This window comes from Rhodococcus sp. no. 34 (assembly GCF_054589475.1).
The window spans coordinates 361,194-384,019 of the sequence record NZ_BAAILK010000046.1 but is presented as its reverse complement, the minus strand read 5'-3'; the positions used below and the strand labels follow the sequence as shown (position 1 = coordinate 384,019).

Annotated in this window: 23 protein-coding genes; 13 read left to right on the top strand and 10 right to left on the bottom strand. The window is 63.0% G+C overall.

Annotation, left to right across the window (positions count from 1 at the left end):
- Positions 1 to 7: 7 nt before the first annotated feature.
- Positions 8 to 655 (bottom strand): hypothetical protein, encoded by a 648-nt coding sequence (locus ACYP01_RS22870; RefSeq protein ID WP_459682592.1) that lies wholly within the window; start codon positions 653 to 655, stop codon positions 8 to 10.
- Positions 656 to 1,094: 439 nt separating this feature from the next.
- Here ACYP01_RS22870 and ACYP01_RS22865 point away from each other — a divergent pair, with 439 nt between their 5' ends.
- On the top strand, positions 1,095 to 1,649 hold the full coding sequence (locus tag ACYP01_RS22865) for a LysM peptidoglycan-binding domain-containing protein (protein WP_003944949.1): 555 nt from the start codon (positions 1,095 to 1,097) through the stop codon (positions 1,647 to 1,649).
- A 12-nt stretch (positions 1,650 to 1,661) separates the two neighbouring features.
- Here ACYP01_RS22865 and ACYP01_RS22860 read toward each other — a convergent pair whose 3' ends face one another.
- Positions 1,662 to 2,393, bottom strand: a complete 732-nt coding sequence (locus tag ACYP01_RS22860; RefSeq protein WP_054188193.1) for a TetR/AcrR family transcriptional regulator — start codon at positions 2,391 to 2,393, stop codon at positions 1,662 to 1,664.
- Between the two features lie 197 nt (positions 2,394 to 2,590).
- On the opposite strand from ACYP01_RS22860, the gene ACYP01_RS22855 reads away from it, so the two are divergent.
- Genes ACYP01_RS22855 through ACYP01_RS22840 form a run of 4 tightly spaced genes read left to right on the top strand, consistent with a single transcriptional unit; the run spans position 2,591 to position 7,615 of the window.
- On the top strand, positions 2,591 to 4,150 hold the full coding sequence (locus ACYP01_RS22855; RefSeq protein ID WP_030536447.1) for an amino acid permease: 1,560 nt from the start codon (positions 2,591 to 2,593) through the stop codon (positions 4,148 to 4,150).
- A 2-nt stretch (positions 4,151 to 4,152) separates the two neighbouring features.
- Complete coding sequence (locus tag ACYP01_RS22850) at positions 4,153 to 4,986, top strand: urea amidolyase associated protein UAAP1 (RefSeq protein WP_030536446.1); 834 nt, start codon at positions 4,153 to 4,155, stop codon at positions 4,984 to 4,986.
- Entirely contained in the window at positions 4,983 to 5,636 is a 654-nt protein-coding gene (locus tag ACYP01_RS22845; protein ID WP_007728099.1) for an urea amidolyase associated protein UAAP2, read from the top strand. The genes ACYP01_RS22850 and ACYP01_RS22845 overlap by 4 nt, the downstream gene beginning before the upstream one ends.
- The gene (locus ACYP01_RS22840) at positions 5,633 to 7,615 is read left to right on the top strand and encodes a 5-oxoprolinase/urea amidolyase family protein (RefSeq protein WP_459682586.1); all 1,983 of its coding nucleotides are present in this window, start codon (positions 5,633 to 5,635) and stop codon (positions 7,613 to 7,615) included. The genes ACYP01_RS22845 and ACYP01_RS22840 overlap by 4 nt, the downstream gene beginning before the upstream one ends.
- A 115-nt stretch (positions 7,616 to 7,730) precedes the next feature.
- Here ACYP01_RS22840 and ACYP01_RS22835 read toward each other — a convergent pair whose 3' ends face one another.
- From ACYP01_RS22835 to ACYP01_RS22820, 4 genes are read right to left on the bottom strand one after another with little or no spacing between them, the layout of a single operon-like run.
- A complete protein-coding gene (locus ACYP01_RS22835; protein WP_042448718.1) occupies positions 7,731 to 8,513 on the bottom strand; it encodes a Fic/DOC family protein in 783 nt (260 codons plus the stop codon).
- Entirely contained in the window at positions 8,510 to 9,943 is a 1,434-nt protein-coding gene (locus ACYP01_RS22830; RefSeq protein WP_228232711.1) for a putative nucleotidyltransferase substrate binding domain-containing protein, read from the bottom strand. Before ACYP01_RS22830 ends, ACYP01_RS22835 begins: the two co-directional genes overlap by 4 nt.
- Before the next feature lie 49 nt (positions 9,944 to 9,992).
- The gene (locus tag ACYP01_RS22825; RefSeq protein ID WP_081305406.1) at positions 9,993 to 10,877 is read right to left on the bottom strand and encodes a DUF5995 family protein; all 885 of its coding nucleotides are present in this window, start codon (positions 10,875 to 10,877) and stop codon (positions 9,993 to 9,995) included.
- A gap of 54 nt (positions 10,878 to 10,931) precedes the next feature.
- Positions 10,932 to 11,297, bottom strand: a complete 366-nt coding sequence (locus ACYP01_RS22820; protein ID WP_019748335.1) for a RidA family protein — start codon at positions 11,295 to 11,297, stop codon at positions 10,932 to 10,934.
- 98 nt (positions 11,298 to 11,395) lie between these two features.
- Here ACYP01_RS22820 and ACYP01_RS22815 point away from each other — a divergent pair, with 98 nt between their 5' ends.
- Genes ACYP01_RS22815 through ACYP01_RS22800 form a run of 4 tightly spaced genes read left to right on the top strand, consistent with a single transcriptional unit; the run spans position 11,396 to position 17,140 of the window.
- Positions 11,396 to 12,433, top strand: a complete 1,038-nt coding sequence (locus ACYP01_RS22815; RefSeq protein WP_459682583.1) for an Rv2578c family radical SAM protein — start codon at positions 11,396 to 11,398, stop codon at positions 12,431 to 12,433.
- A 37-nt stretch (positions 12,434 to 12,470) separates the two neighbouring features.
- Positions 12,471 to 13,895: a 3' terminal RNA ribose 2'-O-methyltransferase Hen1 gene (locus ACYP01_RS22810; protein WP_459682581.1), complete on the top strand. Its 1,425-nt coding sequence runs from the start codon at positions 12,471 to 12,473 to the stop codon at positions 13,893 to 13,895.
- Positions 13,892 to 16,435: a polynucleotide kinase-phosphatase gene (locus tag ACYP01_RS22805; protein ID WP_459682578.1), complete on the top strand. Its 2,544-nt coding sequence runs from the start codon at positions 13,892 to 13,894 to the stop codon at positions 16,433 to 16,435. The genes ACYP01_RS22810 and ACYP01_RS22805 overlap by 4 nt, the downstream gene beginning before the upstream one ends.
- 36 nt (positions 16,436 to 16,471) lie before the next feature.
- Entirely contained in the window at positions 16,472 to 17,140 is a 669-nt protein-coding gene (locus ACYP01_RS22800; protein ID WP_459682575.1) for a class I SAM-dependent methyltransferase, read from the top strand.
- Here ACYP01_RS22800 and ACYP01_RS22795 read toward each other — a convergent pair.
- Positions 17,101 to 18,330, bottom strand: coding sequence for an MFS transporter (locus ACYP01_RS22795; RefSeq protein ID WP_459682573.1), 1,230 nt, complete (start codon positions 18,328 to 18,330; stop codon positions 17,101 to 17,103). The two genes, ACYP01_RS22800 and ACYP01_RS22795, sit on opposite strands and share 40 nt — an antisense overlap.
- A gap of 70 nt (positions 18,331 to 18,400) precedes the next feature.
- Between ACYP01_RS22795 and ACYP01_RS22790 the strand changes: the two genes are divergently transcribed.
- From ACYP01_RS22790 to ACYP01_RS22780, 3 genes are read left to right on the top strand one after another with little or no spacing between them, the layout of a single operon-like run.
- Positions 18,401 to 19,456: a LacI family DNA-binding transcriptional regulator gene (locus ACYP01_RS22790; RefSeq protein WP_459682571.1), complete on the top strand. Its 1,056-nt coding sequence runs from the start codon at positions 18,401 to 18,403 to the stop codon at positions 19,454 to 19,456.
- Positions 19,453 to 19,644, top strand: a complete 192-nt coding sequence (locus ACYP01_RS22785) for a hypothetical protein (protein ID WP_459682569.1) — start codon at positions 19,453 to 19,455, stop codon at positions 19,642 to 19,644. The genes ACYP01_RS22790 and ACYP01_RS22785 overlap by 4 nt, the downstream gene beginning before the upstream one ends.
- Positions 19,645 to 19,697: 53 nt before the next feature.
- On the top strand, positions 19,698 to 19,907 hold the full coding sequence (locus ACYP01_RS22780) for a hypothetical protein (protein WP_459682566.1): 210 nt from the start codon (positions 19,698 to 19,700) through the stop codon (positions 19,905 to 19,907).
- A gap of 95 nt (positions 19,908 to 20,002) precedes the next feature.
- Here ACYP01_RS22780 and ACYP01_RS22775 read toward each other — a convergent pair whose 3' ends face one another.
- The gene (locus tag ACYP01_RS22775) at positions 20,003 to 20,821 is read right to left on the bottom strand and encodes a helix-turn-helix domain-containing protein (RefSeq protein WP_459682563.1); all 819 of its coding nucleotides are present in this window, start codon (positions 20,819 to 20,821) and stop codon (positions 20,003 to 20,005) included.
- An 89-nt stretch (positions 20,822 to 20,910) separates the two neighbouring features.
- Between ACYP01_RS22775 and ACYP01_RS22770 the strand changes: the two genes are divergently transcribed.
- Complete coding sequence (locus ACYP01_RS22770) at positions 20,911 to 21,282, top strand: cupin domain-containing protein (RefSeq protein WP_030536435.1); 372 nt, start codon at positions 20,911 to 20,913, stop codon at positions 21,280 to 21,282.
- Here ACYP01_RS22770 and ACYP01_RS22765 read toward each other — a convergent pair whose 3' ends face one another.
- Both ACYP01_RS22765 and ACYP01_RS22760 read right to left on the bottom strand, forming a co-directional pair.
- The gene (locus tag ACYP01_RS22765; protein ID WP_050656334.1) at positions 21,283 to 22,011 is read right to left on the bottom strand and encodes an HD domain-containing protein; all 729 of its coding nucleotides are present in this window, start codon (positions 22,009 to 22,011) and stop codon (positions 21,283 to 21,285) included.
- A 209-nt stretch (positions 22,012 to 22,220) separates the two neighbouring features.
- Positions 22,221 to 22,820 carry a CHAP domain-containing protein gene (locus tag ACYP01_RS22760; protein ID WP_030536433.1) on the bottom strand — a complete coding sequence of 200 codons (600 nt, stop codon included), beginning with the start codon at positions 22,818 to 22,820 and terminating at the stop codon, positions 22,221 to 22,223.
- Between the last annotated feature and the right edge of the window lie 6 nt (positions 22,821 to 22,826).

Sequence of the window (22,826 nt, the reverse complement as noted above, 5' to 3'; positions counted from 1 at the left end):
CCGCTCCCTACCTGGGGAGAGGCGGCAGCTCGTCGATCACCGCGCGAAGAAGGCCCAGATCGCTGCGATCCGATCGAGGTGGGGGACAGCGCGAAAGATCGAGCTGTGTCGGAAAGCGCCACACAACGCGACCTGGATCTACCCTGTCCACCGCCGAGTACCAGTGGGTGAGGGGCTCGGCGAGCGCCGCGTGAAGCTCGAAATGCCGTCGGCGGCGGCTGGGGTCTCCTTCGCGCTGAAGTAGAAGCTGCTCCGGTGACGGTATCGAGATGACGGTCAGATCCGCGAAACCCAGTTCGAGGCGCGTAAAAGCCGTCTCGACTGCCGCGAGCTCGTACTCGAATCGCTCCCGAGGTGCTGCGCCCACCGCAGCGAGACACCAGCTGTAGTGCAGTTTCAGCGGGTCGCTGTCGCAGAGCGCGATACCGGTTCTCGCTTCGAGATCTTCCGCTTGCGACCATCGCTTCGAATTGACCGTTGCCCAGTAACTTGCCTGGACGTCGAGATCCGTACCGTCCGGCTCGCGCCCCGTGGGCTGATACTCGGCGACGAATCCTTCCGCTGCGGTTTGTACACCGAGTTGGGTTCGGCACCAGGTGGTCTTGCCGGCGGCGCTGGGTCCTTCTACTGCGATGATCACCAGTCCATTCTCCATAGTGATTGGGGCGGTTGGTTTTTCCCGTTGCCAGGACTCTCTTAACATCCCCAGGATCCTCGTTGGCGGTCCGACACGGCCTGTTTCGGTGTGGTGGGTCACAAAATCACCGTGACGGTTGCCACATAACGGACGGATAACGATCGGTATGGTTGAAGCTCGAATCAATTAGTTGACCTGTGGTTATTGCTCGAGTTTCGACTGAGTCTGGTACAGCAGTGCCGGAAAACTGCCCCGTGACCAATCCGTGACCATCACCTACGGTCGTTGACAGCCCGAAACTACCGGGCAAACACCGACCCGCAACTGCGTGCTTCTGCCCCGCGGGTCCGGTACTCCCGAAACCTTCGCGGGGCAGGAGTGAAACAGACGAGTCGATCGACGAGACGTGAAAGCGTCCGGGCCGACCTCGTCCGCGGTAGCGGAGAGGATTTACCCAATGACCAGCATCACCTTCAAGCGCGCCCTCGGCGCAGTTGCAACCGCAGGCGCAGTCGTCGCGATCCCGCTCGCCATGAGCACCGGCACCGCTTCGGCAGCCGGCCACGACTGGTCCGGAGTCGCAAACTGCGAGTCCTCCGGTAACTGGGCCGCCAACACCGGAAACGGCTTCTACGGTGGTCTGCAGTTCACGCAGAGCACCTGGAACGCATTCGGTGGATCGGGCAACGCTGCCAACGCCAGCCAGGCCGAGCAGATCCGTGTCGCCGAGAACGTTCTCGCAGGCCAGGGCGTCGGCGCATGGCCCGTCTGCGGTCAGTACCTGACCACCGGCACCACCGCAGGCAACTACGAGGCCGCAGCCGCCCCCGTCACCGCTGAGGCTTCCGTCGAGTCGGCTCCGGCAGCAAGCACCGGAAGCGGCAACTACGTGGTCAAGGCAGGCGACACCCTGTCGAAGATCGCTGCTGCACACGGCATCTCGCTCGAGAACCTCGCCAGCCAGGTTCCGAACATCAACCTGATCTTCCCGGGACAGTCCCTCTCGGTCTAGTCTCGTGGCCGTTTAGGTCCTCAATGCGTCGAAATTGTCCGGAGCTGATGCAGCCCCGGACAGTTTCGGCGTTTCTGCGTTCGCAATGATCGTTGCCGCTTCCGTATGGATGGGGTCAAGATCCTGGCGCCACCCAAGAATGTGCAGCGCCGACCCGGCGATGACGGCGGCGTCGGGAATCGGGGTGCCTTCGAGCGCGTCGGCTCGCGCGCTGATCACACTTTCTACCAGGCGAAACGGAAGCTCGGCCAGGTGCGTTGATGATGGATCGTCAATCGCGTCGAGCACATCCTGGGCGAGTGCCCGGTATTGCTCGCGAAGCCGATCGCGATCGGCTCGGAACGACATGAACCTGTCACTTCTCAGTTCCGGTAAGAGATAAAGGACGCCGAGGTTCCACCGTCCGGTGATCAGTTGTGCCGCGTCGATGTACGAAAGTGCGTACAGCTTGACCTCGGGTGCGGTGTCGAGTGGCCTGAGATTCTCCGCGAAGTCGAGCGCCGGCGTCACGGTGTCGGCGAGAAGTGCAACCAGAATGTCGTCCTTGGTGGCGAAATGGTTGTACAGCGACGCCTGACGCATTCCGACTGCTTCGGCGATGTGTCGTGTGGACGTCGCGGCGAAGCCTCGGGTGGTGAACAGTTCAGCGGCTGCATCCAAGATCTCCGCCCGGGCAGTGCCACCCGGGCGTCGGCGAGCGGTCAGGCGGGGTCGTCCGGGGCCGGCGTTGGTCACGCCTTCCATAGTGGCAGGCTGCGGCCTTACGTGCGGGATGGCCGCCGCTGTGAGCATTCGGTCACGTGCTCGAAACGTACTCAACGAGCCTGTTACAGAATCAGGCGAATCGTATACGCGGGCGTCACCTGCGGCGAGTGGATTTCACGAAAACTATCAATCGACAGTTATTCGCCTCTGAATCGCTTCGCCGAAGGAGTACGCCGTTGAGTGCAACCACCCCGGCTGCGCAGCCCACCACCGCTTCCGCACTCGCCTCTTCGCCTCACGACGACGGTGACCTCGCGGAGTTCGGCTACGAGCAGCAGCTGCATCGATCGCTGGGAAAGTTCGCGTCTTTCGCCGCGGGCTTCTCCTTCGTCTCCATCCTCACCACGATCTTCCAATTGTTCGGCCTCGGTTTCGGTTTCGCGGGTCCGGCATTCTTCTGGACGTGGCCGGTCGTCTTCATCGGTCAGTTCATGGTCGCTCTCAACTTCGCGGAACTTGCTGCCAGATATCCGATTTCGGGGGCCATCTACCAGTGGTCGCGGCGGATGGGTGGTGAGATCGTCGGCTGGTTCGCCGGTTGGTTCATGATTCTCGCTCAGATCGTCACTGCATCGGCCGCCGCGATCGCCTTGCAGGTCGTGCTCCCCAATGTGTGGAGCGGGTTCCAGATCATCGGCGAGGACAGCGCACTCACCTCATCGAGCGGTGCCGCCAACGCCGTGCTGCTCGGATCGGTACTTCTGGTTCTGACCACCTTCATCAACTGCATCGGCGTCAACTGGATGTCGCGTATCAACAACATCGGCGTGACCTGCGAAATCGTCGGTGTCATCGCGGTGATCGGGATGTTCTTCACCCACGCTCAGCGCGGACCGGACGTCGTCTTCGACACCGGCAGTGCCGGCGGTCAGCCCGGATACGCCTGGGCGTGGATTATGTCCGGACTGATGGCTGCTTACGTCATGGTCGGCTTCGGTTCGGCAGGCGAACTGGCCGAGGAGACCCGCAACCCCCGACGCGTCGCACCTCGTACGATCCGGCTTGCACTGTCCGCTTCCGCGCTCGGCGGCGGTTTGATGATCCTCGGCGCGTTGATGGCAGCGCCCTCTCTCACCGACGGACGCCTGGCCACGGAAGGTTTGCCGTACGTACTGACATCGATTCTCAGTTCCCCGTGGGGCACGGTCTTGTTGATCGACGTCTCGATCGCAGTGTTCGTGTGCACCTTGGCCATTCAGACTGCTGCTTCACGGCTGATGTTCTCGATGGCCCGCGACGGGCGTCTGCCTGCCTCGCAGATACTGGCAAAGGTCAACCCCCGCACCGGAACACCTATCGCGCCGTCCGTCCTCATCGGTTTGGTCTGCATTGCCGTCCTGGCCGTCAACGTGGGCAACTCGGCAATCTTTGCAACCCTGTCCAGCGTATGCATCATCTTGATCTACTTGGCCTACCTCATGGTGACCGTGCCGCTGCTGGTTCAGCGTCTCAAGGGATGGCCGCGCACCGCTGTCGGCCCCAAGTTCGACGCCGAAGGCAAAAAGCTTTTCTCCCTGGGTATCTGGGGAGTTCCGGTCAACATCGCCGCGGTTGTGTACGGCGCGCTGATGGTGATCAACCTGTCCTGGCCACGAGCCGAGATCTTCAACCCCACCGGGGAGTACCCCATTCTGCAGTGGGCCGCGCCCATCACGGTAGCGCTGGTCGTGGGGCTGGGAGTCGCTTGCTTCCCACGTGGCCGCGCCACCCCGAATCCCGTCACGATCGGAGCCTGACCATGAGTACTCAGACCACCGCCGGAGCGCGCGAGCATGCCCGGTCTCAAGCTGGAACGATCACCGATTCCATGCCCGTATTGCCGGCAACGCGTTGGCCGAACCCACCCGAAGACGTCGCTCCCGAACGTCTGACCTGGGCTGAGACCGTGCCGGGTGGGCGGTACACGACCAAGGTTCTCGCACGTGGAACCCGATTGCGACTTCGCGACATCGCTGGCAGCGCCTGCGCAAACATCTTGCTCTATCGCGCCGACGCCCCCTGGGAGCGTCTCAACGTCGCCGATACCGTCAAGGTGCCATGGCAGGCCTATCTCGGCGTCGGGCACCCGTTGCTCTCCGATCAGGGGCGAGTACTTGCGACCGTGGTCGCAGACACGTCGGGTCACCACGATGCGTTCTGCGGAACGACGTCACGCGCCACCAACGAGGCGAAGTACGGGCAGGGCTCGCTGCACAGTGCCTCACCCGCCGGGCGTGAACTGTTCACCGTCGCTGCCGCGAAAAACGGGCTCGGGCCGCAGGACATCGCGCCTCCGTTGTCCTTCTTCCATGGTGTCCGCGTCGAGGCGGACGGCGCTCTCACCAGTACGGGTTCCGCCGGCGCCGGCGCGACGGTCGATCTTCTGATCCACCTGCCCGTCATCGTGATGATCGCCAACACCGCGCACCCACTCGATCCGGCGCCGCAGTTTCCCACCACGTCCCTCGAAGTGCTCGCGTGGAAGGCCGCCGACGAACTCGGCAGCCTTGACGATCTCGGGCCGGAATACCAACGCGCAGTGCTCAATACCGAAGATGCCTGGACGGCTTCGAACCTGGAGGAGATCGCATGACCACCACCTTGGATGTCCCCGCCCTCGTTCCCGGAACGGTGATCCTCGACGAGATTGCTGACGCATTCGGGCCGTGGTCCGCAGTTGTCCGTGCCGGTGACGTTCTGACCATCGTCGATCTACACGGAAATCAAGCCGTCGACACCCTCGTCTACGCCGGTGACGATCACAGCGTTCGGTACTCGGCAGCAGCGACGGTCACAGCCCAGAAGAACCTGTTTCTGTCCACAGGCTCCGTGCTCCGCAGTGACGACGGAACTCCACTCATGACCCTGGTCGCAGACGAGGTCGGAAACCACGACACCGTCGGCGGCGCGTGCTCACAGGAATCGAACACCCTGCGATACGGCCACCACACCAAGCATCAGCACGCGTGCGTCGAGAACTTCCTCGTCGAGGGCGCAAAATGGGGGCTCGGTAAGCGGGACCTGGTGTCCAACATCAACTTCTTCATGAACGTCCCGGTCGACCCCGACGGAACACTCGGAATCGTCGACGGACTGTCGGCACCAGGCAAGCGGCTCGCGTTGCGTGCCGAACGTGACGTGCTCGTCCTCGTGTCCAACTGCCCGCAGATCAACAACCCGTGCAACGGCTTCGATCCCACGGCCGTCCGCATGATCGTCACACGGCCGGGAGCAGACGAATGAACGCAAAACTGACCATCGTGCGTCCCGGAATGCTGACGACGGTTCAGGACTATCCAGGACGCGTCGGATACTGGCAGATCGGAGTCCCACCATCGGGCCCGATGGACGACCTGTCGTTTCGGTTGGGAAACACCGCACTCGGAAACCCCGAAGGCGCCCCCGGCATCGAATGCGCGATGGCCGGACCTGCCATGACGTTCGACGAAGACACCACGGTCTGCATCACAGGTGCCCCGGTGTCGGTGACCGTCGACGGCGTCGTACACGGTCAGTGGCGTCCCGTTCTCGTCCCCGCTGGATCGGTGCTCGACGTTGGAACGGCCAGCGGCCCGGGACTGCGCATCTACGTACTCGTACAGGGCGGAATCGAGACCGACGATTATCTCGGCAGTGCGTCGACCTTCACCCTGGGCAGGTTCGGGGGACACGAAGGTAGGACTCTGCGGGCAGGAGACGTTCTCAAACTCGGACAGGCGACCGGGGTCGCGGGAGCTGTTCCCGCCGAGCATGTTCCGGCGATACACACGTGCTGGGAACTTGCGGTGACCGAGGGCCCGCACGGGGCGCCGGAGTTCTTCACCCGCTCCGACATCGACACGCTGTACGCGACCGAGTACGAGGTCCACTTCAACTCCGACCGCACCGGTGTCCGGTTGATAGGTCCGAAACCAGACTGGGCCAGAACCACCGGCGGCGAAGCCGGACTTCACCCTTCGAACATCCACGACAACGCGTATTCGATCGGTGCACTCGACTTCACCGGCGACACGCCCATCCTCCTCGGACCCGACGGACCGAGCCTCGGCGGCTTCGTCTGCCCGATCACGGTGGTGTCCGCTGATCGCTGGAAGCTCGGACAGTTGGCTCCCGGGAACAAGATACGCTTCGTGCCGGTCCGCGCCGAACGGGCAGCCTCCCGGCGTGACCTCGGAGTATCGCGTCGAGCCTCCAATTCGGTTGTTCATTCCTCCGGTGGTGACGGCGACGACGGCGTCATAGCCCGTCGTGACGGCGACACCGCGGTCACGTACCGGCGCTCAGGCGACGACAACGTGTTGGTCGAATACGGCGACATGAATCTCGACCTGGCGTTACGTGCGCGTGCTCATGCACTGCATCAGCGACTCGAAGCCGAGAAGCCGGCCGGACTACTCGATCTCACCCCGGGAATCCGCAGCCTGCAGGTCCGCGTCGACCCGGACGTGCTGCCCGTCCGCAAGCTGATGGGAATGCTCGCCGAGGCGGAGGACACCTTGCCGGCGGTCAACGAACTCGTTGTGCCCAGTCGCACTGTGCGGATGCCACTGTCGTGGGACGACCCGGCTACGCGCGAAGCGATCCAGCGGTACATGCACGGGGTTCGCGCCGACGCGCCGTGGTGCCCGTGGAACATCGAGTTCATCCGCCGGATGAACGGTCTCGAATCCGTGAACGACGTGTTCGACACCGTCTTCGGCGCCGAATACATGGTGCTCGGACTCGGTGACGTTTACCTCGGAGCGCCGGTCGCGACGCCGCTCGACCCACGTCATCGCCTTGTCACGACCAAGTACAACCCCGCCCGCACCTGGACCCCCGAAAATGCCGTCGGGATCGGTGGGGCGTACCTCTGCATCTACGGCATGGAAGGCCCGGGCGGGTACCAGTTCGTCGGACGTACGACGCAGGTGTGGAATCACCGCCACCCCGCGAAGTCCGGGCCGTTCGAGGAGGGCACTCCGTGGTTGCTGCGATTCTTCGACCGGATCTCCTGGTACCCCGTCGAGCCGGAAGAGTTGATGGATCTGCGCGCGGACACCGCCGCCGGCCGCGGTGGGGGCGTCGAGATCGAGGACGGCAGCTTCTCGCTGGCCGAGCATCAGGAGTTCCTCGCGTCGAACTCGCGCTCGATCGACGAGTTCCGCGCGATGCAGTCCGTCGCGTTCGGGGCCGAGCGTCAGCGTTGGTCCGACGCAGGAGAGTTCGCGCTGCCCGGCTGATGGTCGAGTGAGCACAGTCGTCTTAGAGTGAGCACCGCTTCCAGAGTGTCGGAAGCGGTGCTCACTCAGCAGTAACGGTGTTCAGTCCGCCTGGAACGGGCAGCAGATGTCTGCGTCAGCGAGTCAGCGCGCGATTGAACAGATCGGTGAACGGGCGAGGCGACGGGGTTCCGGTGGGCCGGAAAGGCGCAGAATCCCTCGACGCGGATACCCACTCGGTTCTGCTCACCCGCGACAAGTCGAGCTGATACCGGGTGTCCGCGGCGAGTCGGTGCAGGAAGAGGGTTCCGGTTCGCCCGTTTCCTTCCCGAAACGGGTGGGCATGATTGAGCGTCGAGTACACCGATGCGAGCGCGAACGACGCAGCGCCGTTATCGAGCGCTACCCAATCGACGGCGGCGATGATCTCTTCCACCTCGGACAGGTAGTTCCGAATCGCCGAGACCGGAGCAAACGTTGCCGCACCTTTCCTGATGTCGACGGTTCTGATGTGGCCGGCCCACTGGTACAGATCTTGGAAAACGTGCTGGTGAAGTAGGAGAAGTTCGGCTGTGTCTCGCGTGTGCGGTACGAGGTCGCTGCCGAGATGCGCCTCACCCAGACGAAGCGCGGTCGCCGCGAACTCGAGTGATTGCAGTGCGGCGGGATCTCGCACGTCGAAATTGTTCTCGAGCACCGATGTACCGCGATAGACGTACGGCGCTGATCTTCGCCAGCGGATTCGCGGGGGAATTGCAGACGAGAGGCCGACTGCTCGCGCTAATTCCTGCTCGAAATACTCACGCCGAGAGAGCATCCCGATCATGACGGCCTCGAGTTCCGCGATCTGCTCGTTACTCGGATCCCAGCCTTCGAGGCGCTCCGCCGCTAGAACCTGTTCGAGCGCAGTGCGATTCACGGGTCGATGTCGGGTAGCGCCGACGCGGACGCGGCATATTCGAGTCGTCGTTGCACACCTGCGACCTCGCGCACTGCATTGCTCAGCAAGCTCCGCGAGAGCGGAGTGAGTTCGGAGATCACGACTTCGTCGGTCGGTGGCCGACCTGCCGCGAACTGATCGGTCTGGTGGCGGACACGAATCTGCTGCAACACCTCGAAAGATTCGATCAGTACCTGGGCGTCGTCGTCGAGTAGGAAACCGCTTCCCGCTGCAGCCTTGAGGCGTTCGAGTGTCGAACTCGTGCGGGCGCCCACGGAAATCCCCGCCCAACGAGCGATGTTCACGATCGGTTGGACGGCGCTGGCTTTGAGGTCGACGGTTCCGGTCCGACGCGTCATCACGTCCTTGAACGAATGGAGCTTTGCCTTGTCTCCGACGGCTTCGCGAAGGAGCAGTCGCATGACGGCCGGATGCAGTCGCAGTTGATCCAACGCCGCAGGACGAGGATCCAACGCCGGATCGCCCGCGACGACGCGGGCATCCGCCAGCATCGACAACATGACCAGGGCTTGGTCCTGGTACGGATTGGATACCCATTTCCGCAGCGCAGTGCGCCATTGTGGGAGCGTCCGAGCAAACCTGGCCTGGGTCGCGACGGCGTTCTTGGTGTCGCGAGGGAACCCGCAGAGATCGAGGATGTCGTGGATGGTCTTCGCGGCGTCGGCTCCCTCGTGATGAGATTCGCCGCCCCACACCAGCGCACTGTCGATATCCGAAGAGGGGAGCGCTTCACGTCTGGCGACGCTGCCGAGCGACAGCCACGCGAAATCCGGTCGCTCGTCTCCGCCCACCACCAATTCGATGGCGCGCCTGACTGTCACGTCGATCAGCACCGCCAGCGTCGCACCGATGTCGAGCGGAGAGACCCGTGACGCCACCAATTCCGTCACCAGAACAGGGACCGCGCGGGCTGTTTCGACGAGGTGGGCGTCATCCTGTGCTGTGGCGAGCGCTGCGCGCAGTTCGAAACCCTGATTGGTGGCCGAAGTCAGGAGGTCGCTGAGTTCGAGCACACCCATCAGTGCGCCTGCCTCGGTCACGACCGGGAGATGGCGCAATCCGTACTCGAGCATGTCGGTCACGGCGTCGGCGCCCAATCGATCCGGATCGACTGTCACTGCTGACGGCGTCATCACCGTTGATACCGGCTGATTGCTGTCGATACCACCGACTACCACACGAGCACGTAGGTCACCTTCGGTGAAGATCCCGAAACCGGTTGTCTCCGTCGGGATCACAACAGCGCGGCGGCCCGCATCGGTCATCAACTTCGCGGCCTCGCGGATGGTTGCCCGGCCATCGCAGACAATTGCGGGCCCGCGCAACAGGTCTCGCACCCGGCGCATGGCGGGACTCTGCATGCCTTGCCCCGTCGAGTGCCCCGTCATGGGGTCATTGTCGCAGGTGTGTCCGGTTCAGGCAGCGGAGGGTGAGATGTCAGAGACCACCGAGTCGCGAGAGTACGTCGAGAGCGGAATCTGTAGTACGCCAGAGCGCGTCGATCTCCTGTTCTGCGCCAGGACGTGTCTGCGGATTCTGGAGGGCGAATCCGTTGGCCAGCGTGATGGTGTTGTATCCGCTGTCGGCGGCGCGGAGCAACAATTCCGAGGGCTGCGAGTTTCCGGCCAATCGGTCGAGTCCTTCGCCGACGAAGTAGAACCGCCAGAGCGGCCCCAGATCGGCGTCGTACTCGGCCTTGGTGAGGGTCACGATCGAACCACCCTTGACGGCAATGGAATCGACGATCTTGTAAAAATCGGGGACATCCTCCGCAGTGGTTCCGGACGTGGCGACGGCGTGAGCGAGGTCGACGGTGAGATGCGCGTTGTAGCCGGCCATGGCGACCCGTGCTGGACTGGCGTCGCACTGACGTGTCAGGGCGAAGTAGTTGCTCCACGCCGGATCGGTGGGCGTACCGGTGAACTCTGCATGGACGTTCACCAGGTACCTGCGCAGCAATTCGAAGCTGACGGAATGGGCCCACTCGTCATCGGCGAAGGCCGCAGGGTCTCGCTGCAGCGGCATCACCGCCTCGTGTTCGACAGCGTCCAGGCCGATGGAGAACAAGCCTCGCCAATCGTGGTGTGAGACGAGGATCGACGTGATCTCACGATGTCGTTCGACAGCGGTCTCGAGCCGAGGCAGTCCGGCACCGTTCAGGGTCGTGACGTCGCTGAGTTCGGCAATCCGGCCCACCTCGGCATTGCTCAACTGGCTGCCGCAAGCCGTCGAAAGACTCTCGCCCGGTTCTGCGAGTGCAGAACCGGGCGAGAGGAAAGCGGCGGTGATGCCGAGCGCGAGCGTCAACGGATACAGCCGCATCGGTTTCATCGGCTCAGACTAGGCGCCCACTGTCACAAACGTCCGGATTGGCGATCAGCTGAGAACCGCGTCGGCCTCGATCTCGATGAGCAGAGCGGGGTCGATCAGCGAGCTGACCTCGAGGATCGTCGTGGCGGGACGAATCTCGCCGAACACTTCACCGTGCGCGAGAGCGGCCTGCTCCCACTGCGTCATGTCGCGCAGGTACATGCGAGTGCGGATGACGTCGTCGAGCGAGGCGCCGGCCTCGGCCAGTGCCGCCTTGATCGTTTCGAGCGCTGCGCGGGTCTGATCTGTGAGGGTCTCACCAGGAGCGGTGGTGCCGGAGACTGCGATCTGGTTACCGATGCGCACGGCACGGGAGTAACCGATCTTGGGTTCCCATTCGGAACCGGACGAAATATTGATTCTGTTCGACATGCACCGAATTCTGCCAACAACTTCCCGGCCGTGGTGAGGCACGGTCGGGTATTCGCTCCATCTTGACATACCTTAGAACAAGTGTTCGACTTGGGGCCATGAGGTGGTCGGGTCAGGCATTGGATGCAGATGACGGAGCGCTACCCGGACTCGAACGGGCCGGGTTGGTTCGCTCCGTGCAGACTCCCGAGTTCGAGGGAATCACGTTTCACGAGGTGCTCTGCAAGAGCGCGCTCAACAAGATGCCCGAAGAGTCGACGTTGCCGTTCAGCTTCACCGTCAACCCTTTTCGTGGTTGCTCGCACGCATGCCGATATTGTTTCGCGAGACCGAGTCACGAGTATCTCGACCTCGACGCCGGCGCGGATTTCGATTCCCAAGTGGTCGTGAAGACGAACATTGCCGCGGTGCTCCGCAAAGAGTTGGCGCGAAAGTCCTGGAAACGGGAGGCGGTGGCACTGGGTACCAACACCGATCCCTATCAGCGAGCCGAGGGCCGATACCGCTTGATGCCCGGCATTATTCGCGCGTTGACCGAATCCGGAACTCCCTTCTCGATCCTGACGAAGGGAACTCTGCTCCGACGGGACCTGCCGCTGTTGAAAATGGCGGCAGCGCAGGTCGACGTCGGAATCGGTGTGTCGTTGGCGATCAACGACGCTGCACTTCAGAAGCAGATCGAGCCTGGTACCCCGTCGCCGCGGGCGCGTCTCGAGATGATCCGCGCCATCACCGACGCGGGATTCTCGTGCAATGTCATGGTGGCGCCGGTCATTCCGTTCCTCACCGATTCCACCAGTCATCTCGACGGGCTGTTCGAGGCACTGTCCGAAGCCGGTGCGACGAGTGTGACGGTCTTCCCGATGCACCTGCGGGGGAGTACTCGGGGTTGGTTCATGAATTGGCTTGCTCAGGAACATCCGGCGCTCATCCGTCGCTACCGCGAGCTGTACGGGCGGGGCGCGTATGTCACTCCCGAATACAAGCGTTGGCTCGCAAGCCGTGTCGAGCCATTGGTCGAGCGCCATGGGTTGGGTGGTCGTTCGGAGCATCGAGACGTCAGTGCAGCTGGCAGTGAGCCGCGTGAGGCGCCCCGGGAACTGGTGGGTGCGGGAGCAGCTCTCACTTTGTTCTGACGGCCGCGGGCGCGTAAATCGGAGGCGCCCCGGACGTTTGCCGGGCTACATTCGCCTGGTGCTACTCACACTGACGTCCACCCCGACCCCGCAGACTCCTGATGCGACCGCGTTGAGCTACCTGCTGCACAAACATCCCGACCGCGTGCAAAGCTTCGACTTGGCGATCGGCACCGCCACGGTTCTGTACCCTGAGGCCTCAGCCGAAAAGACCACGGTGGCAGTGATTGTGGACGTCGACCCCATCGAACTTGTGCAGAGTAGGTATCGACGCGGCAAGAGTGGCGACAACTTTTCGCTGGGTGAGTATGTCAACGATCGTCCGTATGCGGCGTCGTCCATACTCTCGGTTGCTCTGTCGAAGCTGTTTCGCACCGCGTTGACGGGAACGTGCAAGTCGCACCCGGAACTCGTCGGAACCGAACTCGCGTTGACTGTCTCGATTCCGGTGGTTCCGTGTGGCGGCGATGCGGAATTGCCTCGTCGGTTGTTCGAGCCGCTGGGCTGGGATGTGGCCGCGATACCGGTGCAGCTTGATCCGCACCTGCCGACGTGGGGAAACTCCGACTTCGTGTCGTTGACGCTCACCGGGGAACACACGGTGCAGAGTGCCCTTCGGCACCTCTACGTGCTGTTGCCGGTCCTCGACGACGTGAAGCACTACTGGGTGGGACCCGACGAGGCAGACAAGTTGATCCGCGTCGCTGGAGAGTGGTTGGCGTCGCATCCGGATTCCGCGCTGATCATGTCCCGCTACCTGGCGCGTCGACGCGACTTGGTCGAATCGGTGGTCGATCGACTGATTCCCGACCAAGCAGAGGCGCAGATCGAACTACCGCGACCGGATCCGCCGCTGGCACGGCTTCGCGTCGACGCAGTTTTGGCGACGCTTCAGCGACTGCACGTCAGAACGATTGTCGACATCGGTTGCGGCGAAGGCAAACTGATCGAGGTGCTGATGCCGCACGCTCAATTCGACAAACTTGTCGGCGTCGATGTGAGCGCGCGCGAACTGACACGGGCGCAACGCAGATTGAAGTTCACCGAAATGTCCGACGCCCAACGTGAACGTGTGTCTTTGATGCAGTCGTCCGCGACGTACCGCGACGCACGCTTGAAAGGCTTCGACGCAGCCGTGCTGATGGAGGTGGTCGAGCACGTCGACACGGCGCGCCTGCCGGCGCTGGTCAGATCGGTCTTCGTGGACGCAGCACCGCAGTATGTGCTGCTGACTACTCCGAATGCCGACTACAACGTGCTGTATCCGGCATTGGCCGCGGGAGAGTTCAGGCACCCCGATCACAGGTTCGAGTTCTCCCGAACCCAATTCCGCGACTGGGCAACCGAAACGGCCCGAGTCCACGGCTATTGCGTGGAGTTCGAATTTATCGGAGCAATTGATCCGGTCCTTGGCGGGCCGACACAGATGGCAATCTTCACGAAGGAGGCACGAACGTCATGACGGTGTACGAGATTCCAGATCTCGCCCTGGTAGTACTCATCGGCGTCAGTGGCTCGGGAAAGTCGACCTTTGCGGCGCGCCACTTCGGTGAGTACGAAACCCTCTCGAGTGACACATTCAGAGGGTGGGTCAGTGATGATCCGAACTCACAGGAGTCGACGTCCGATGCTTTCGAAGTGCTGGAGTTCGTCGCGGCCAAGCGTTTGCGACGCGGACGCCTCACGGTGGTCGACGCGACCAACGTCCAGCCCGCCGCGCGCAAGCGACTCGTCGCGTTGGCTCGCGAGCACGACATACTGCCGGTGGCAGTCGTGCTCGATGTTCCGGAATCGGTCTGTTCTGCACGAAACGACGCTCGCTCTGACCGGACGTTCGGACGCGACGTGATTCGCCGCCAGCACCAACAGCTGACTCGCTCGCTCCGCGGGCTGGGTAAGGAAGGTTTCCGTTCGGTTCACATCCTCAGAGGTGAGGACGCGGTTTCCGAAGCCACATTCTTGCGCCACCCGCTCCGCAGCGATCTGCGTGTCGAGCGTGGTCCGTTCGACGTCATCGGTGACATCCACGGATGTCGAAGCGAGCTCGAGACGCTCCTCGTGAAACTCGGCTACACCGTCGACTACGGGACGGACGGCAGAGCTGTCGATGCGGTGCCGCCGGAAGGGCGAACTGCCGTCTTCCTCGGTGACTACGTGGATCGAGGACCGGATTCGGTCGGTGTGCTGCGTCTGGTCATGGGGATGGTCGCGGCGGGACATGCGATAGCGGTTCCGGGTAACCACGAGAACAAACTCGTCAAGGCCTTGCGCGGTAAGAAGGTCACGGCCAGTCACGGACTCGCCGAGACCCTCGAGCAGATGGCCACCGAGTCGGCGGAGTTCCGCGAAAGCGTCGTCGACTTCTGTGACGGCCTCGTCGCGCACCTCGTCCTGGACGACGGCAAACTCGTTGTCGCGCACGCCGGTCTCAAGGAGGATTACCACAACAGGGCATCCGGTCGAGTCCGGAGCTTTGCGCTCTACGGTGAAACTACCGGTGAGACGGACGAATTCGGCTTACCCGTTCGATACCCGTGGGCGCAGGACTACCGAGGATCAGCGATGGTCCTCTACGGTCACACGCCGGTGCACGAGGTGGAATGGATCAACAACACCGCGTGCCTCGACACCGGGTGCGTCTTCGGTGGATCCCTCACCGCCCTTCGATACCCGGAACGAGAGATCGTGTCGGTTCCGGCGGAGCAGGTTTGGTACGAGCCGGTGGTACCGCTGGCACCGCCGACTCGTGATCCGGATGTGCTCGATCTCGCCGACGTCCTCGAAACGACCGGCGTCGACACCGAACTGCGCGGTCGAGTGTCCGTTCGCACCGACAACGCTGCCGGCGCCTTGGAAGTGATGAGCCGATTCGCGGTCGCGCCGCAATGGCTGCGATACCTACCGCCGACCATGGCGCCCTGCGCGAGCGCCCAATCCGATGACTATCTGGAACACCCGTCGACCGCGTTCGACGCATACCGGGCCGGCGGAATCGGAACAGTGATCTGCGAAGAGAAGCACATGGGTTCGCGGGCAGTGGTGCTCGTGTGCCGTGATCGATCGGTTGCTCAGTCCCGCTTCGACGCTCCGGATGCGCTCACCGGGATGGTGCACACCCGCACCGGCCGCCAGTTCTTCGACGACGACCTGACTCAGCAGTTGATCGACGACATCGCCGCCGCAGTCACCTCCGCTGGGTTGTGGGAAGCGCTGGGCACCGACTGGCTGCTCCTCGACTGCGAACTGTTGCCGTGGAACGTCAAAGCGGAAGGTCTGCTGCGCTCGCAGTACGCGTCGGTCGCGGCGGCCGGGCGATCAGACCTCACAGCTCGCGAGGCCGTGTTGGCGCGGGCCGGGTCGCAGGGCCTGGACGTGGCGGAGATGTTCGAACAGACAACTGTTCGGGCCGCCAGTATCGAGCGCTTCGGCGAGGCGTACCGACGGTACGTGTGGCCGACGAACGGACTGGACGGCGTCACCATCGCGCCGTTCCAGATTCTGGCGGCCGAGGGCCAGTCGTACGGGGAACGGGATCACGAATGGCACCTCGGTATTTCGGACCGCCTGGCCGCGGCCGACCCGAGTCGATTTACCACTACACGTCGCCTGGTGGTCGATCTCGGTTCCGAGGACTCGGTGTTCGAAGCGACGAAGTGGTGGGAGTCGATCACCGGCGACGGTGGTGAGGGGATGGTCGTCAAACCGCTGGCGAATCAGATTCACGGACCGCGGGGGTACAACGCGAAGGTTCAGCCGGGGATCAAGGTCCGCGGCCGGGAGTACCTGCGATTGATCTACGGTGCCGACTACCTCGAACCGTCGACGCTTGCGAGATTGCGTAACCGCAACCTCGGACACAAGCAGTCGATGGCGCTGCGCGAGTACGCGCTCGGCATGGAGGCGGTATCCAGGCTCGTCGACCGTGAACCTTTGTGGCGAGCGCACCAGGCCGTGTTCGCGGTGTTGGCTCTCGAATCGGAGCCGGTCGACCCGCGGTTGTGACGGCCGGTGCCGGGGCTCGGATTGATACCGTCGGGTATGGGTGTGATTGCTCGCTTGGACGGTTTCAATCGACGCCATCCGTGGAGTCACAACGATCACTACGGCCGGTGGGTTCTACGTAGTCTGCGCGGGGTCAGGTCCGGTCGCGCTCTCGACGTGGGGAGCGGGACGGGCAATCTGATCGACCTCTTGCGTCGGCGGTTCGACGTGGTGGTCGGTGTGGAACCCGACCTGACAACCTCGGCCGCCGTGCGCGCAAGGTTTGTCGACGACGAGAACGTGATCATCGACGCGCAGCGGATCGAGGACTTTGCATCCGAGGCGAAGTACGACGCGATCACAGTCGTCGCAGCGTTGCATCATCTTCCACTCGAAGAATCGATGAAGCAGCTGAGTAGCCTGCTCGAACCGGGCGGGCGGCTCGTCGTGGTCGGGTGTTATCGGTCGACCACACCCACCGATGCACTCCTGTCGGTGTTGGCGACCGTGTGCAATCCCGTCGTCGGAGTCGTCAAGCATCGACGGGTTGCCTTCGAGCCACTGAAGGCGATGACAGCTCCCACCGCGGAACCGGGTGAGTCGATGGCTGACGTCCGGCGCGCGGCCGCGTTGTGTCTGCCAGGTAGCCGGATCAGGAGACGCCTGTTCTGGCGATACACCCTGATCTACGACGAGAGTCCGGCCGGCGCGTCGGTGGGGGAGTGAGTAGACCGTTCCGGTTCCTGGGGAAACGCGCGTCGGCCGAACCCGACTATCGCCAACGAAGCGATCATCAGAGCGACCCCGATGCCCGCCAGATGTGAGAGCCCGCCACTGTCGACGACGGCCGCACCGAGCAGAGCGCCCGTTGCAATCGCGATCTGGAACACGACAACGTAGATGGCCGAGGCACGGTCGGTCCCGATAGGGACGGCGCGCAGAACCGAGGACTGGAGGCAGATCGGAACGGTGGTGAACGCCGCACCCCACAAGATCGTGGCGACGACAGCGAACGCTCCCATCGATGGCGCCAAGAGCCAGAAGATGGCCAGCGCGCCTGCCACCGTCGCGATCGAGATGAGCGTGAAGAGACGCGGTCGGCGGTCGTAGTACTTGCCGGCGACCCACACTCCGACGGCGCCGGCGGCACCGTAGACCAGAAGCATCGCGGTACGGATGCCACCGGACGAGCCGAGGCTTTCCTCCACCAGAAGTGTGAAGAACGTGTACGAAGCGAATTGCCCCAGGGCGGCAAACAGCGTTGCCGCGCAGATGACGGCGAGTGCCCGTTTCATCGCCGGCGTCGGCTTCGGTTTGTCTCGCTTGCTCCGATGGTGTTGATCGACCGGCATTTCGGGCAACGCACGATGCAGTGAGAAAGCAATGACCACTGCCACCACACCGATTGCCGCCGATGCGGTCCGCCAACCCCAGGACTGGCCGATCGCCGAAGACAGTGGACCTCCGAGAACAAATGCGAGAGACGTACCGGCATACACCATCGCGATGGCCTTGCCCTGTTGTCCGCGCGGAACCAGAGTGGCTGCGACCGGGGCAACGACAGCCCAGAACACTCCGTGCGTCGCAGCGCAGAGCAATCGTCCGATCACCAGCATCGGATAGTTGACGGCCAATGCTGCGACCAGTTGCGACACCGCGAGGGTGGCCACCGTCAGAACGACGACGCGTCGTCGCGGCCAGGTTTTGACCGCTCCGATCAGCGGAAGCGTCAACGCCGCGACACCGTATGCGTAGAAGGTCAGCAGTAGGCCGACACGCCCTTCGGTGACGTCGAGGTCCGTCGAGATTTCGCTGAGCAGTCCGACGGGGAGCATTTCGGCCGTCACGTAGGCGAAGGCTGCTCCGGCCAGTGTCATCAGCCGTAGCGTGGTTGCCTTCGGCAGTCGAGCAGTCATGGTGTGTAACGATACATGTATCGATACACACCTGCGTAATGGATATTTTTCACTCGCTATGCTGATGCTCATGGCCATACGTGCGCAGCGTTCGAGTCGTCCGACGATGGCCGACGTCGCCAAGGCCGCAGGCGTGTCGGTGATGTCGGTGTCGTACTCCTTCGCGCAGCCCGAGCGCGTGTCTGAATCAACGCGGGCCAAGGTGTTCGCCGCAGCCGAAGAGCTCGAGTACGCGGGCCCGAACCGGGCGGCGCAGTCCTTGCGGAGCGGGAAATTCAACAACATCGCGGTCGTCTTCAGCGAGAAGCTGACGTACGCCTTCGAAGACGCAGTAGCTCGGCGATTCCTCTCGGGAGTCGCCGAAGCGTGCCTGGATGCGAACGCCGCGCTGATGATGCTGCCGAACTCGGGGAAACCGGGAGACGTCGACAGAGTTCGCGACGCGGCAGTAGACGGTTTTGTCGTCTGGACCACCGTCTTCGACGATCCCATCCTCGACGCGATTGTCGGCACCGGAAAACCCGCATGCGTCCAGGGGGGGCCGTTGCACGAGGGTGTGGATCTCGTCGGGATGGACGATGTTGCCGGCGCCGTTGCGATCGCGGCAGTCGGGTTGTCGGGGGCGCAGCGACCCGCGGTGATCAGCCTTCCGTGGGATCGTGAGCGTCGGTCCGAGATTCGGATGGACGTGGATCCAGGTGAAGCGTTCTTTCCGGTGTCCCGCCATCGGCTCGAGGGCTACGAGCGCGCCGTCCGCGATGCGGGCCTCGATTGGTCCTCGGTGCAGGTGGGGGTGGTCACCGTCAACGAGCGAAGTGAGGGTGCGCGGATGGCTCGGTCCCTGCTCGACGTTCCCGAGAGCCGAAGGCCCGATGTCATCTTGGCGATGAGTGACGAACTGGCTCTGGGGGTTCTGGACGCGATCCGTGAACTCGGCCTCGCGCTGCCCGACGATGTCGCAGTCGTCGGATGGGACGACACAACAGCCGCATCGGACGCCGGCCTGACGACCGTTCGCCAGTCCCTGTTCGATCAAGGGCGCAATGCAGCTCGCGTGGTTCTCGGGCTGGACGATGCGGTCGAGCCGGTCGAATGGTCGGTGCGTCGGCGAACCTCGACGCGATGATCACGCCGGTAGTCATCGACGGTCTGCGTTTTCGGTGGTTTGTTCCTCCAGAATTGGGGGAGACCGTCCGTTGGGGGCTCTCGTGGAATGCCGACAACCCGCGCCGGTGGGCGGTTGCCGAAGTCGCGGGTGCATTGCACCTACTTGCCGGAACTCCTCGTGACGACCCAAACGCGCGTCAGGCGTGATAGACTTCGGCGCAGATGCCGCCACGACCGGAGTAGTTCGGCGCCTGCGGCTCATGTCGATCGAGTCCGACATGCTTCCCGACCCGAAGATTCCGCACGGCGCAGATTGGGGTTGGGCTACGACGCAATTCGTGCCGGGCTCCGAGCGCTTCTACGAGTTGGCGCGTGCACCTCGTGCGTTGCGCTCGTACCAGCTGACCGATCGTGAATACGGGCCGCGGCGCGAGGACTTCCTCCTGGTCGACCTCGAGACGGCTGCTTGATCGTTGGGACCTGACACCGTTTTCATTCAGTGGACATAGACTCCAGCTGACCGGAACCAGTGTCTGCTCGACGCAACCGGTGCCAGGTGCTGCGACTAGCGCGCTCCACCGGCCACGTTCAGTGAGTATTTGCCGGGCGGCGCCCCGACATGCTTGACGAAGTGCCGCGACAGGTGGGATTGATCGTGGAATCCGACGTCGACGGCCACGTCCGCCAATTCGCGCCCGGCGAGGATTGCGCGTCGCGCCAGATCGATTCGACGTCCCGTCACGTACTTGTGAGGCGGAAGCCCGAAATGCTTCGCGAAGTTCTTGATCAGATACGTGGGGTTCCGCTGCAGGATGTTCGACGCTTCCCGCATCGTGATTCCCGTTGTGAGTCGCGCATCGAGCAGGTCCCGAAGTTGATCGGCAACGCGTTCGTCAACGGTCGGCGTGTGACGGGATCGACCTGTGGCCGGTGTGAGGATCTCGTTCAATCTTTCAGAGAGGAACCCCAGGCGACTTTCGGCCTCGAGTGATTCGCCGTCCGGGCCGAGTGCAGAGTGCAGTTGATCGATGCGATGGCGCAGGAGATGGTCTCGAATCTCGGGGCTGTCCACCGCCGGGCCGATGAGGACCTCGCCGAGAACTGACGTGTCGAGGTAGAGGATTCGTTGACGAAATCCGGCCTCGGTGACCGGAACTCCGTCGTGTGCGATGCCTGGCGGCAACAGAGTCACGATCTCGGGTGCCGCGCCATGAGCGCGATGATCGAGGTCGTATGCAATCGTGCCGCGGTCGACGAGCATCAGGGACCACTGATCGTGCGTGTGTTTGGGATAGGCGTGTCCGACGAAATCGGCATGGAAGACCTCGGTGATTCCCGCGAGGCCCGGTGCCCACGCGGTGATCTGTGCGCCGCGGGGGTCCATGTCAGAAACGTACAAGACGCAGCTGCCTCGGGTGACGAAGAGTGGCGGGGTCGTCATCGCAGTGGTGGCGCGCCCGAGGGAGGAACAACATGAACAGTTCGGCAACAGCGGTATCGCTCCGCGAGAAGTTCGGTCAGTTCACCGAGCACTGGTCGCCCAAGAAGATTGCGGCCCTCAATGATTACGAGATCAAGATCGTCAAGATCAAAGGTGAATTCGTCTGGCACTCCCACACCGACACCGACGAAATGTTTCTGGTGACAAAGGGGCAGATCCGAATCCAACTGCGCGACGGAGATGTTTCGCTGGGGCCCGGTGAATTGTTCGTTGTGCCTCGCGGAGTCGAGCATTGTCCCATCGCCGAAGAGGAAGCGGAGGTGATGTTGATCGAACCCGTGGGCGTGGTGAATACCGGGAACGTCGGAGGATCACGAACCGCGGTGCTCGAGGACTGGACGTAGCTAGCGGCTCTTCCAATCCAGGGGATTGGTTCGGAGCGGCAGTGCCATGCCCGATCTCCAGAGCGTCGCCGCGCGAGAGTGCGGACGGAGCTGGACCTCGCGCCTCATCGACTGCGTGAACTCGTCGGTGAACCCTGTTCGCGGGTACTCCGCGATTGCTGCATCAACAGTTGCTCGCGGAATTTCGGGCGCACGCCGACCGGCAACGTCGAAATGCGCTGCGGCATGCAGTAGATAGGCGTCAGCGCCCGCGCCGCGGTCGACGGTCAGATCCATGTGCAGACGGATCGCTTCGCCGATTCGCTGTACCGACCTCTCCGAAGTTCCCACTCGGGTCGCGAGTTCTTCTGCGTCTGCGGCACTGATGTAGGTGAAACACCCGTGCTCGGCCGATCCTTCTGCGCCCAGTCCGACATCGTGAAGGGCGCACGCAGTGAAGAGATCTTCGGGGTCGTACTCGATCGCATCGATCTGCGCGAAGGCGTCGGCCCAGATCCAGCAGCGCAGGCTGTGGTTCAAGACCGCGGGGGAGAGGGTTCCTCTGGCGTGATCGAGCGCTTCGCTGCACAGCTTGGTGTCGGGGAGTGGGCGTTTGCGCAGCTCGGGTGTGCGAGTGGGGTAGCGGCCGAGCCGGAGTCGGAGCATCGACGGAGCACTCATGGCCTGCGCAGCAGCCGCGCGGGCCATGAGTTGTATCTGCTCGAGAGTGGTGAGCTCACCAGGGCGCATCGAATTCCTGTTCTGGGTGGGGGACAGCTGGATACGAATCTAGTTGGCAGGGAAACTTCTTCACAGATGTCCAATATCTGCCAATGACGGAAACACGGAATTATCCGAATATTGGTTGAAAGCAAGTGCCATCCAACGGCAACCCCGAATCTGTAGCCTCACCTCTGCACTTCGCAAGAACCATCAAGCAACGACGGTGGGGCTCGGGCTCAGATGACGCCGAACCCGACGATCCCCGGGACTTCCGACGGGACGATGCGATGGAGCATGACCTTGTTGTTCTCGTTGCCGCCGACGGTCGTCAGAGTGCCGGCGTCGTTGACCAGAACGACGTTGACGTGTTGGCCGAAGGGGCTCGAGTCGCCGTACAGGATCGTGTCGCCGACCTTGGGTTGGTAGTCCTGACCGTAGGGGACAAACGCGTCGACGGACTCGTAATACTCCTGCAGCGTGTACACCCCGGGGATGCGCCACGACCCTGAGTTGGGGTTCGAGAACGGCGTGCCGATCTGGTTCATCGACCAGCTCACGAAATCGGCACACCACGATTCTTCGACACCCTCGGCGTATTTGGTGCCGGGACTCCCTGACTCCCACTCCTGCTCGAGGACGCCCAGTAGCGCACTCTGCTGAGCGCTGAGAATGCTGTGGTCGACGGCCGGGAACGAATCGAGATTCTCGCCGGCAAGAGCGTCGTCGCCGCGCGCGAACCACCACAGTGCGCCGGCGACAACTACGACCACCACAACGCCGAATACGCCCAGAACAGCGAGAGTGCGTCTGGGCGTATTCGGTGCGTGCGACATCACGCCACG